Source organism: Bacillus mexicanus (assembly GCF_050445615.1).
Classification (GTDB): Bacteria; Bacillota; Bacilli; order Bacillales; family Bacillaceae; genus Bacillus; species Bacillus mexicanus.
In genome coordinates this window covers 314826-326519 of sequence record NZ_JBCEYV010000001.1, presented here as the reverse complement: position 1 = coordinate 326519, position 11694 = coordinate 314826, and the positions used below count along the sequence as shown (strand labels likewise).

The following is an 11694-nucleotide window of genomic DNA, read 5'->3' as shown; positions in this document are numbered from 1 at the left end:
ATATGAATTTTCAATTGGATCTGATAAAAGACAAAGTGGAGTTTTTCGAAGCGGCTTCATTGCAGGAGCTTGAAAAGAAAATCAATACTCAAATTGAAAACAATAAAGCTATCATGCTCCGGGTGAAATCTGTTTCACACCAAACTGCTGTGGCAGACGAAAGAATATTATACAGCGCGGTGGTTCATTTCGCAGCTGAGGCTTAAAACAAAAGCAGCCGGTTCTCAGCCCGGCTGCTTTTGTTATTTTAATTTCTCTACTTTTGTCGGCTTCCAGCCTTTTTCATCAACCCATGTAATGGTGACCTGATATTTATCACCAGTCGTCTTGTCTAAAATCTTGCCTTTAGCGTCCTGAGGGCTGCCGTTATTTCCGAGCCAGAGCACTGTCATATGATCTGTTGAAACACCTGTTGCATATGACATGGCTTTCAGCATCTCAGCCCAGTCTTTTGAGCTTGAGTCATACGTCGCGACGTGCTCGCCCTTCTGTTCAGTTCCGACCGCTTTCCAATCAGAGTTTTCATACGTTTTTTCCACATCGCTTGATGAGCCGCCATCTGTTACTTTTGCATCTTTAAGCGGGTCATCTGAATCATCATGTTTAGAAGCATCATCTTTTTTGGAGTCTTCTGAGTCGTCAGAAGACTTCTCAGAATCCTTTTCGCTGTCAGATGGATCTTTCTTGCTGTCTTTTATATCTTCGTCCGATTTCTTTTCAGTCTTGCCTGAAGCCGGAGATTCCTGTTTTTGCACTGTTTCAGAGTCCTTGCTGACATCTTTGCTGGAAGGACTGTTAATGAAAAGATTCGCTGCTACTACGACGATTAGAATAGATACGATTGCAATTAAAATGTTAAGCACTAAATTAGCTTTCCTGCGCTTATCACGATTTTCATAACGAGATTGATTATTGCTCAATAATTCTGCACTCCTTTATCCCTCTTGGCTCAGCATATATTTTACCATGTACTGAGAAGTTGTTCTATTTCTGATTGATTTCAATTTCGTGTACTTTTTTAACAATATCATAAAATACCGAATTTGTCAGAGCCTTATCCCCTGGTGTATCCATGTGTAAAACGACAAGAGCGTATTTCGGCTTCTCTGCGGGGAAATATCCGGCAAACCATTTTTCATAGAGCGTTTCTTTCTCTTTTGAGAGCTTGCCTGTCTGGGCTGTCCCTGACTTTCCTGCTACAGTATACGGAAGATCCTGAAACCTTCTGCCCGTCCCAGAAGGAGATTCTACCACCCGCCGCAGCATTTTTTGAAGCTGCTGTGCTGTATATTTGTCTATTGTTTCTCCTTTGAGCTTCTGATCTTTAAACGCAACCAGTGTTGTGCCGTTTTTATACTCAATTTGTTCAGCGATTTTCACCTGCCGCTTTTCTCCGCCACGAGCAATTGTCGCCATCATATTGGCTACTTCGAGCGGCGTTACCTTTACATTTTTCTGCCCGATCGCTGTTTGCGCAATGGCTTTCTTAACTGATTTGTCCTTTTCATCCCCCCAAATCACGCCGCTTTTTTCGTTATACAATTGACGGAAATCTGTTTCGTGATACAGTTTTCCTTCCCAGCCTGCCCGATCCGTGAGAGACAGCTTTTCAGACATGTCTTCAATAACTGAGCTGTCTTTTTCCATTAATTGTTCTGCAAGACTCGTAAATGTGTAATTACAGCTTTGGGCAAAACTTTCATCAAAAGACAAGGTCCCTTTGTTGTCGCCCGGTTCCCCGTACAGGTTTACATTGCAATTAAAGGTTTGGCTAGGCTTCACCGCATTATTTTCAATCGCAGCTGCGGCAATGACTGTTTTAAAAACAGAACCGGGATAGATTGGCGTCAGCATATAATGTTGAAGCGTATTTTGCTGTGAGACATCTGCATCAGGTTTGCTCACAATCCCCAAAACACTGCTATTTTCGATGTCCAGCAGCACAGCTCCGCCTTTTTTCAGCCCCTGTTTATTCAATACCTTCTCTATTGCTTTTTGAATGTTTTGATCAATTGTTGTTTTAATCTGGAGCGGATAAAAAGTATTGGCTTCAGCTGTATATTTGACGTCCATGCCAAACAAAGGGTTTCCTTTTCCGTCTACATGATATAAAAGCTTTGTGTCTTGTTCCGGAAGCAAAAACTCATCAAATGACCGTTCTAAACCAGTTGTTCCGATTTTTGTTGTGATCGGAAGGTTCTTCTTATCAGGATATTTTCTGCGGAGAAGCACCGGATCTTGATTTGTGCTCCCGATCGTATGTGAAGCAAGGCTGGGCTTGTCTTCATTCTCCATATATACGCCGTAAATCCCGGGATATTTCAAAGAATTGATTTTTGTGATAGCTCGTTTTGAAAGTGTTTTGATTTTCCTTTGTTGCAAAATGACCGGTTTCTTTGCCTTTACTAGTGTCTTATGCAATTGATCCTCAGACATACCGAGGATATTCGCAACTTTTTCGATCGGCCAATCCTGGGTCAGCAGAAAAGGAAACAACACAACTGCAGGCTCACTTTTGCCTGTTAGCGCTTGTCCGTTTCGATCTAAAAAGGATCCTCTTCCGTCAGAAATGAGCACCTCCTCTGTCCGCTGTTTCACACTTTCTTGAATCAAATTGATTTTCTTTTTAGAAAATGATTCGGTGAAAAACAGCTGGATTTCCGCCAGCCGCAGTAGAAGAAGAAAAAACACAACCAAAAAAGCAATGACTGTCAGCTTCATTCGTTTCGATATCTTCATAAAAAAGCACCTCCCCCACATTGTGGACGAGGTGCTTCTTTGCTAAACGGATGTTAGGAAATTTTCACAATTTTCACGAGCATTTCTCCGCCCGGTGTTTGAACTGTGACTTCATCTTCAACTTTTTTGCCCAGCAGGCTTTTGGCAATCGGTGAATCGTTTGAAATTTTTCCTTCAAACGGATCAGCTTCAGCGCTTCCCACGATTGTATATGATTCTTCGTCACCGTCAGGCAGTTCCACGAAAGTGACCGTTTTACCTAAACCGACAACGTTAGATCCGCCATCATCTTCAATGATTTTCGCATTGCGGATCATATTTTCAAGAGTTGTGACACGACCCTCTACAAATGCCTGCTCTTCTTTCGCTGAATCGTATTCAGAGTTCTCGGAAAGATCCCCGAAACTTCTTGCGATTTTGATGCGTTCTACTACTTCTTTTCGTTTAACCGTTTTCAAATATTCTAATTCTTGTTCAAGTTTTTGTTTTCCTTCTTCAGTCATAGGAAAAACTTTTTCTTGTGCCATGTCCCTTCACTCCTTCTGGTTGTCCCTCACCATCTTCGATTATGTATGAGAGCATAAACTAAAAATACAAGAATGAGAACACAGGGCAGTCCTCGTTCTTCTCTCCCATATAGGTACTGTTTATCTTAAACTGAATCTTGTCTTACTGCAAATATTTTGCGCTTATAAACAGGGAAAGAAGGGAATTCACACATCCCCTTCCTGCCTATACATAATATGGTCAGAGTTATTTATGTCTATGCTATGGTATTACAAAATCGCATTTTGTTCAAGAATGGTTTGGATTTTTATGGCCATCAGCTTAATTTGTCCTCTAGAGTTCTGAGTACAACCCATTTATAATGAAATCTTATTATGTAAAATTTCCATTCGCTTTGATTCGCACTGTTTGATAAAAAGGACGAGCAAACTGTGGTGTGGACAATACGAGCATTTCTCTTCTGTTTTAAGCTTAATTTAATTTTTAACAGCAACTCTGAATTTTAATTTAGCACGCATCTTAGACAATGTGCAAGCAACATGCAAAAGAACGCTCGGAAAAAGAATTGCCCGGTACGCTGCATGCAGGTAAAGCCGCTAACAAATTAATCAGATCATTGTGAACATGCTTTTATATAGAAAGAACTCGACTCATATAAAGTCCCTCTCTAATTGATATGATTCCCTCATAGCAAACACCTACTACTATGAAGGAATTTTGTATGAGGATCATATGTTTATCTTTCCTCAATAGGATTGTGTTTTGTTGTTTTCAACCCTGTTATCACTTTTTTGATGATCCTTAGTAATACATAAACCATCAGAACAGCGATTAAATAATTAACAACATTAAACTCTGTCTTTATAAATTCTGTTGGAGTAAATAACAAAAACCTATTTCCTACAAACCCATCATAGCTACGATAAATCACAAAATGAATAGGGAAACCGAGAGCATACCCCAATTCTGAAACTTTCTCATAGGGGATCACAAAAATCGAAATAAGCGGAACTAGAAAGCTTATCAAACCTAACTTATATTTTTTCAATCGGTTTTTCATGCAATCACTCCCTTCCCCTTATATATTACCCGGCAATTATAACATATCCAAATAAATAATTTTATTGAAAAATATAAATATTTTGGTTTTTTATGGATTCAAGGACTTTCATATGTTTTAATTGGTTTGTAAGAACTAAATTGAATGGGGGTTGAAAGTATGAAAAGGATTTTAGTTTTAGTCATTGCCCTTGGCTTGGCTTTGGTTCCTTATGCTTCAGCCAACGCAGAATCCACAACAAAAGAGAGTGCTGAAACAAAGAACCAAGTGGAAAAGTTACAAAAAGACCTTGGTTTTGAATTAGTGGATATCTCAAGTGAAGAATTTTCAAGTGTAACTAAAAAGGATTTTTTGAAGTTTGACTCAGTTCAGGATTTTGAAGAATTTATTAAAAATGCTCAACAACCACAAGAGTTTGAAGAGACCATTAATGTTAGTGAAGATACTCCTCTAATTAAACCACAAGTAAGTGACTCACATGTTATCAATTGGTGGTCGCCTTTTACAGGTTGGGGTATGACAGGGATGGCTTGCTGGAAAAATATCGCGTTTAATTACCAATATAAATTTGTAAATAAGAAGCCTCAGTTCACCAAAGTGTCAGGTATTGACTCTTATGTTACTGGCCTTAACGTAGCTTGGTGGAAACAAACTGGAAAGAGCTATAACATTACTAAAACCAAAACAACTAATGATACTGCAAAAATTAAGGTTGTAGGAGCTATGGTTCTTGGTATAGACATTAAAGGATTTACGATTGGAGCTAAAATCGGACAAACTTGGAACGGCAGTTTGCGTTTATATTAAAAGCAAAAAGGGGTGATTGATACCCCTTTTTATTTTATTCTCTCTCCGTAATTAAGTGTATACATAGAGACAAATAAAAGTATATGGTCAACTTTTATGCAGTCTTATATTTAACGCCTCCTGACTTGCTATACAAATGTCGACGTCGAAAGACTTATAAATTCTCGTTGCCGTTTGTGCCGTCTCCTGCATGCTCTATATTGCAATTTTAGGGATGCCTTGCCTCATCTATCGGAAGCATCAAGGTAAAGGATGAACAACACAATGCACCTATCCATCTTAATCTGTTCTTTAGTACATTTTAAGGTGAGTAACGAAAAAGGAAGGTACTGCAAACTATGAAGGTGAGAATAAACTATGTCGTATTGTTCATTATTTTATTTGAAGGTTTTTTATAGAAGTATGCATTAGAAAATGTCCTTGACTATTCATTGGCGGTCGGTATTACCTTTCAGATCATATTTATTATTTGCGCCTTCATTTTTGCAGTAAAAGAGAAAAAGAACTGAAGCAGGATACAGTAAGTAACTGCTGTGTTTTTTTCTTGTTATTTCCGAGATGCTAAAGAACAAAAGCATGAATTGAAACTGAAATTTCTTAAAAAAACGCGGGCAAAAAATGGGCAAGGTCGTTTTTCAGACCTTGCCCATTCGCTTAAAACGCCTATTATATAAGGTTTTTCTCTAGTATCGTCTGAATCTTCGTGACCATTAGATCAATTGCGACGTGATTTTGTCCGCCTTCTGGAATAATAATATCCGCGTATCGTTTCGTCGGCTCGACAAATTGGTTATGCATCGGACGGACAACGGACACGTATTGTTCAATGACAGAATCAATAGAGCGGCCGCGCTCATTAATGTCTCTCATAATCCGTCTGATGATACGCAAGTCAGCGTCTGTATCAACGTAAAGCTTGATATCCATCAGATCACGGAGTCTTTTGTCTTCAAGAACTAGTATACCTTCAAGGATAATAACATCCTTTGGCTCTACATGAATCGTTTCTTCTGAACGTGTGTGAAGCTTATAATCGTAAATCGGCTTTTCGATCGGGCGGTAATTCAACAGATCCTGAATATGCTCGATTAAATAGTCATTATCAAACGCAAGCGGATGATCATAGTTTGTGTTCAGTCTTTCTTCAAATGGAAGATGACTTTGGTCTTTATAATAAAGGTCTTGCTGGATCATTAAAATCGAGTGCCCCTTAAATTGTTCATAAATGGAACGTGTGACACTCGTTTTTCCTGAACCGGAACCTCCCGCGATTCCAATGACTACTGGACTCTTACCCATGGGCTATTACTTCCCCTTTCTCATCATGTTGCTCGGATAAATCTTTTTGTCTAGTTTGAATTTGACAATTTGCAGGGGATGGCGGGCAGCATCAAGCTCATTTCCGTCTTCGTCCCAAATGGTTTCGATTGTATGTGTAAAGTTTTCAATTTCAGGGCCGAAAAATTCCACTTCGTCGCCTTTTTTGAAGAAATTGCGCTGCTGAAGCGTGACCATTTGTGTGTCTTCATCATAATTGAGCACTAAGCCGACAAAATCAAACGTCGTTTTTTTGGCGTGCTCGCCAAACATTTGCTCTTCATAGCCTGGCGTTCCTTCAAAGAAAGCTGTCGCAGTGTCACGATTGGCACACTTATCAAGCTCTTCAAGCCATTCTTTTTGAATCACAAAGTTTTCTGGATCAGCGCAATAAGCATCAATAACTTTACGGTATACACTAACAACTGTTGCTATATAATGAATTGATTTCATGCGTCCTTCAATCTTTAAGCTGTCGATGCCCATTTCGATCATTTTCGGAATGGATTCAATCAGCTTCAAATCCTTCGGGCTCATCGCAAATGGTGCATCTTCTTCATCATACAAAGCAACGGCGTTGGCACCGTCTGTTTGATAGAGGTCATAATCCCAGCGGCATGACTGGCAGCAGCCTCCGCGATTGGAATCCCGTGCTGTCATGTGATTGCTCAGCACGCAGCGGCCGGAATATGCGATACACATCGCGCCATGAATAAAGGATTCGATTTCAATATCTACTTTTTCTTTCATTTCTTTGATTTCCAGACCGCTTGTTTCACGTGCCAGCACGACGCGGTCAAGACCTTCTTCCTTCCAGAACTGGACAGCCTTCCAGTTTGAAAGAGACTGTTGCGTGCTCAAGTGAACCTCAACATTCGGCGCCACTCTGCGGCATGTTTCGATAATCAGCGGATCTGCCACAATGATGCCGGCAACGTTGGCATCTCCAAGCGCTTTTAAATAGTCCTCAAGCCCGTCCATGTTTTCATTATGAGCGAAAATATTTGTCGTTACGTAGATCTTCGCGCCATATTGTTTCGCGAATTCCACGCCTTCTGCAATTTCTTCGATCGTAAAGTTATCGGCATTTGAACGGAGCCCATATTCCTGTCCTCCGATAAAGACCGCATCTGCTCCGTAATGAACAGCAATTTTCAGCTTTTCAAGATTGCCCGCGGGTGCGAGAAGCTCGGGCTTTTTCGTAATCACACGCTTACCATTGACGATTGTAGATATTTTATCATTTACGGCAGTCATAGCTTAACCTCCTTTTGATTAATAAACCGTTTCTTTGAAGAAGAATCCGGTATCGATTTTTCTGTTAACTGGCTGGATGCTTTCAATGCGTTCTACCCAGTCTTCTTTTTTCTCTTCGTATTCGTCACGGTTTTCCGCACACAGATCAATGGCTTCTCTGTACATTTTGGTGACTTCTATTAGGTATTCAGGCGTTTTCAAGACACCGTCGATTTTGAAAGAATCAATGCCTGCATCTATTAAGTCTTCTAGCTCATCAATGATGCACACATCGTTCGGACTCATGATGTGCGTGCCGTTTTCATCTTCGAAAATCGGATATTTGTTATCACGTTCTTTATCGTGCAAAAACATACCCGATTCTTTTTTCTTTCCTTCAAGATCCATGACTTTTCCTTGATATTCAAAATAGTTTCCAATCAAAGAACGCTTTGATTGGAACATGCACGTCATGCCATGCACATGGATTTCAATCTCAACTTCAGCGTTTTCTTTAATCTCCACAATGCTGTCCATGTTTAACTCTCTGGCAAGCACAGACCGCGCCGCGCCTTTACGCCCCCAGTAGTTGCATGTATAGTAGTTGGTGCCTGTCGTCTCTGTGCTCCAATGAAGCTTCAGGTCAGGCGCAGATTCACGGGCAGCCATAAGCACAGCAGGATCACCGAATACCGCGGCATCGACACCGGTTTCCGCTAAGAAAGCCAGATATTCGCCAAGCTCGCTCACTTTATCGTTATGGAAAATGGCATTTACAGCAACGTATACCTTTGCCCCTTCTTTGTGAGCAATCTCTACAGCTTTTGTTACATCTTCACGAGAAAATTCTCCGGCTAATCTCAAGCCATATCTCTGTTCCCCAACTAAAAACGCAGTTGCCCCCGCCTGTATCAGCGGTAAAATGTCTGCTGTACTCGTCGGCGTTACTAAGAGCTCTGGTTTTTTCATGACGTTCACCTCTTCTTTTTACTAATCGCAAGTCCGTCCCCGACAGGAATAATCGCAGTTTGATAATCCGGATGATTCATCAGCCAGTGATTATATTCATCAATTTTTGTTATCAGTCTGCGCCTTCTTTTCGGTTCTATTTTGCTGTAATCCTGTGCCACCAGACCTTTAAACAGCACGTTGTCTGTTATAATCATCCCGTCCGGTGAAAGCATCGGTTCATATAAATGAAAAAAGTTTTGATACTGACCTTTTGCAGCGTCAATAAAAATAACATCATAAGGCGCGGTTACTTGAACGGCGCCGGCTAATTCAAGCGCATCTCCATAAAAAACATGAATTCGCCCATCAAGCTGAAACTCCTTGATATTGTTTACCGCTTCTTCATGCCGCTTCTCATTGCGTTCAATTGTATATATGTCAGCAGATGACAGCTCCAGTGCCATTCGAATGGCGGAATAACCAATGGCCGTTCCGATTTCTAATATTTTTTTCGGCTGTTTTACAGCTAAAATTTGAAGCAGCACCTCCATACCCGCTTTTTCCATGATCGGGACATGATGTTCTTCTGCATATGCTTCAAGTTTTTTCACGTTTTCCGGCCGAGGCTTCAATAAGGCTTCTATATAGTCATTTATTTGTTCATAGCGGTCCGTCACGACAAACAGCCTCCCGTTTTCTAAAAAGGAGTGCCCCAGTCTTTTGCGCAGGACACTCTCTGAATATATCATGATACATCGGTAAACAACCCGATATATTTTATCATAAAACCTTGCGGAAAGCGAATAAAAGGAGAGCTTTTTGCTCTCCTTTTATTTCTCGCTTTTTGAGGAAATGTATTTTTCTTTTGCTTTATTATGCTCTTTTAGCGTTTTTGTAAATACGACCTCACCGTTTGATTTAGCCAAGAAGTACAGATAGTCTGTTTGATCTGGATGCAGCGCCGCTTCCCATGACGAAATGCCGGCGTTGGCAATCGGTCCTGGAGTCAGTCCTGTGTTTTTATACGTGTTGTACGGTGAATCGATTTTCAGATCCTTATAAAGCACCCGATTTTTATGCTTGCCTGCCGCATACAGCACAGTCGGATCTGTTTGAAGCGGCATTTTCTCTTTCAAGCGGTTATAAAAGACGCTTGCAATTTTATGGCGATCGGCTTTTTCAGTGGCTTCTGCCTCAATCAAAGAAGCCATTGTCAGCAGCTTATGCACAGAAAGTTTATTTTTCTTCATTTCTGGTTTGACAGTTTCGACATGAGCGTTTGTCTGTTTGATCATGGCCGTGATCATATCTTCAAGTGATGTGTCTGGATCGTTAAAAGGATATGTAGCCGGGAATAAGTACCCTTCCAGCGGGTGTTTCACGTTTTTATTGAACACATCGTTTGTCACAGTGTCCGGGAATTCTTTCTTCAGTTGATTGATAAATGTTTTATCGTCCAGTTTCGCTAAGATTTGCTTTTTAGAGTATTTTGTTTCCTCAGCGATAGCGTCCGCAATTTGTGTCAGCTGTGCTCCCTCAGTCACCGTAATTTGAAAAGCGTAGCTTGTAGCACCGCTTGTCAGCTTATGAATAATGGCATCCAAATCCATTCCTTTATTCAGATGGTAGTATCCCGCCTGAAACCCGGAAGCACCTTTATACTTCACATAATACTGAAAAGCTTTCTCGCTTTTTATAACGTCGTTTTTCTTTAATATCGATGCGATAGCCGAAACAGACGAACCGCTCGGAATGTTAATGTCAACTGTCGTTTTACTGTCTTTTTCTACAGGTTCAAGCAATGACTTCCCATATAAAAATGCCCCGCCAATGATGAGAAGCAGCACAATAATGGAAGACAGTATAATTCTTTTTTTCGTAAAAAATGATTTTTTTTGCTGATTGATATACATTAGGTCTCCTCCCATCAGCTCTTATACTACATGATTCATTGTAGTTCGGCAATTTATTACAAAAAAAGGGGGATAGACGTCTTCATAAAGCAGAAAAAAGCCGGAGCAATTCAGCTCCGGCTTTCGTTGTTTGACGCGGTATTTTATTCTTCGTCTTCGTCTGCTAAGAACGTGTTCAATGTTTCTTCGATCATATCCCATTCTTCGTCAGTTTCGATCGGGAATAACTCACCATTTTCACCGTTTTCGTTTGGCGTGAAACTGGAAGCAAGAATTTCTACTTCGTCGTCATTTTTTGCTTCCATTGGGTAGTACAGCACATATGACTTGCCAAACTCTTCGTTTTCAAATGTAAACAGCACTTCGCAAAGCTGTTCATTTCCTTGTTCGTCAACAATTGTAATATTATTTTCGCCGTGTTCCATTTTCTTCACCTCTGGCTTTAATTTAAGCTGTCAAGATATCCTTGCAAAATCAAAACAGCCGCCATTTTATCAATGACTTTTTTTCGTTTTTGCCTGCTGACATCAGCTGCAATCAGCATTTTCTCAGCCGCCATTGTGGTAAGACGCTCGTCCCACAACACAACAGGAACATTGTACGTTGTTTCAAGCACTTTCGCAAATGTTTGGCTGGCTTCGCCTCTCGGGCCGACTGTTCCGTTCATGTTCTTCGGAAAGCCGAGCACGATTTTATCTATAGTATCGTCCTTTATCAGTTCAGATAAACGGGATAAACCATAATCGCCTTCCGCTTCATTAATCTTAATGGTCTCAATGCCTTGAGCAGTCCAGCCCATTTCATCGCTCAGAGCAACACCGAGTGTTTTGGTTCCTAAATCGAGTCCTAATATTCTCATGTTTTGTTTACGCCTCTTTATGCTGTTCTAAATAAGACTTTACCAATTCCTCGATTAATTCGTCTCTTTCGAGTTTGCGAATTAAATTGCGAGCGTCACGATGCCTAGGAATATAAGCGGGATCACCTGACAGCAAGTATCCGACAATCTGATTGATTGGATTGTAGCCCTTTTCCTGAAGCGCGTCATATACTGTAATCAGCACCTCATTTACATTAGTCTCAGCAGAATCATCGGAGAAATTAAATTTCATCGTTTTATCAAACGAGCTCACCGTTTTGCACCTCTTTCCCAAATTCGCAGGC

14 protein-coding genes are annotated in these 11694 nt (G+C 40.6%); 2 read left to right on the top strand and 12 right to left on the bottom strand.

Annotated elements, in window-relative coordinates; translation table 11 throughout:
• Window positions 1-2: 2 nt before the first annotated feature.
• The gene (locus tag AAGG74_RS01735) at window positions 3-206 is read left to right on the top strand and encodes a YrzA family protein (RefSeq protein WP_010327860.1); all 204 of its coding nucleotides are present in this window, start codon (window positions 3-5) and stop codon (window positions 204-206) included.
• 36 nt (window positions 207-242) lie between these two features.
• Here the strand turns inward: AAGG74_RS01735 and AAGG74_RS01730 are convergent, their stop codons facing one another.
• The 4 genes from AAGG74_RS01730 to AAGG74_RS01715 form a co-directional block, all read right to left on the bottom strand.
• Window positions 243-920 carry a YrrS family protein gene (locus tag AAGG74_RS01730; protein WP_429674364.1) on the bottom strand — a complete coding sequence of 226 codons (678 nt, stop codon included), beginning with the start codon at window positions 918-920 and terminating at the stop codon, window positions 243-245.
• A gap of 64 nt (window positions 921-984) precedes the next feature.
• On the bottom strand, window positions 985-2739 hold the full coding sequence (locus AAGG74_RS01725) for a peptidoglycan D,D-transpeptidase FtsI family protein (RefSeq protein ID WP_429674363.1): 1755 nt from the start codon (window positions 2737-2739) through the stop codon (window positions 985-987).
• A 53-nt stretch (window positions 2740-2792) separates the two neighbouring features.
• A complete protein-coding gene (gene greA / locus AAGG74_RS01720) occupies window positions 2793-3266 on the bottom strand; it encodes a transcription elongation factor GreA (RefSeq protein WP_162102295.1) in 474 nt (157 codons plus the stop codon).
• Between the two features lie 716 nt (window positions 3267-3982).
• Complete coding sequence (locus AAGG74_RS01715) at window positions 3983-4306, bottom strand: hypothetical protein (protein WP_429674362.1); 324 nt, start codon at window positions 4304-4306, stop codon at window positions 3983-3985.
• Between the two features lie 159 nt (window positions 4307-4465).
• Between AAGG74_RS01715 and AAGG74_RS01710 the strand changes: the two genes are divergently transcribed.
• Window positions 4466-5113 (top strand): hypothetical protein, encoded by a 648-nt coding sequence (locus AAGG74_RS01710; RefSeq protein ID WP_429674361.1) that lies wholly within the window; start codon window positions 4466-4468, stop codon window positions 5111-5113.
• Between the two features lie 666 nt (window positions 5114-5779).
• Here AAGG74_RS01710 and udk read toward each other — a convergent pair.
• The 8 genes from udk to AAGG74_RS01670 all read right to left on the bottom strand — a co-directional run bounded on the left by udk (window position 5780) and on the right by AAGG74_RS01670 (window position 11663).
• Window positions 5780-6412, bottom strand: coding sequence for a uridine kinase (udk, locus tag AAGG74_RS01705; protein ID WP_429674360.1), 633 nt, complete (start codon window positions 6410-6412; stop codon window positions 5780-5782).
• 6 nt (window positions 6413-6418) lie between these two features.
• The gene (locus AAGG74_RS01700; protein ID WP_162102293.1) at window positions 6419-7687 is read right to left on the bottom strand and encodes a peptidase U32 family protein; all 1269 of its coding nucleotides are present in this window, start codon (window positions 7685-7687) and stop codon (window positions 6419-6421) included.
• A gap of 18 nt (window positions 7688-7705) precedes the next feature.
• Entirely contained in the window at window positions 7706-8635 is a 930-nt protein-coding gene (locus AAGG74_RS01695; protein ID WP_429674359.1) for a peptidase U32 family protein, read from the bottom strand.
• A 5-nt stretch (window positions 8636-8640) separates the two neighbouring features.
• Entirely contained in the window at window positions 8641-9294 is a 654-nt protein-coding gene (locus tag AAGG74_RS01690) for an O-methyltransferase (RefSeq protein WP_162102291.1), read from the bottom strand.
• Between the two features lie 153 nt (window positions 9295-9447).
• On the bottom strand, window positions 9448-10530 hold the full coding sequence (gene mltG / locus AAGG74_RS01685; RefSeq protein ID WP_429674358.1) for an endolytic transglycosylase MltG: 1083 nt from the start codon (window positions 10528-10530) through the stop codon (window positions 9448-9450).
• Window positions 10531-10673: 143 nt separating this feature from the next.
• Complete coding sequence (locus AAGG74_RS01680; protein ID WP_162102289.1) at window positions 10674-10955, bottom strand: DUF1292 domain-containing protein; 282 nt, start codon at window positions 10953-10955, stop codon at window positions 10674-10676.
• A 17-nt stretch (window positions 10956-10972) separates the two neighbouring features.
• Window positions 10973-11389 (bottom strand): Holliday junction resolvase RuvX, encoded by a 417-nt coding sequence (ruvX, locus tag AAGG74_RS01675; RefSeq protein ID WP_162102288.1) that lies wholly within the window; start codon window positions 11387-11389, stop codon window positions 10973-10975.
• 7 nt (window positions 11390-11396) lie between these two features.
• Window positions 11397-11663: an IreB family regulatory phosphoprotein gene (locus AAGG74_RS01670; RefSeq protein ID WP_003225903.1), complete on the bottom strand. Its 267-nt coding sequence runs from the start codon at window positions 11661-11663 to the stop codon at window positions 11397-11399.
• Between the last annotated feature and the right edge of the window lie 31 nt (window positions 11664-11694).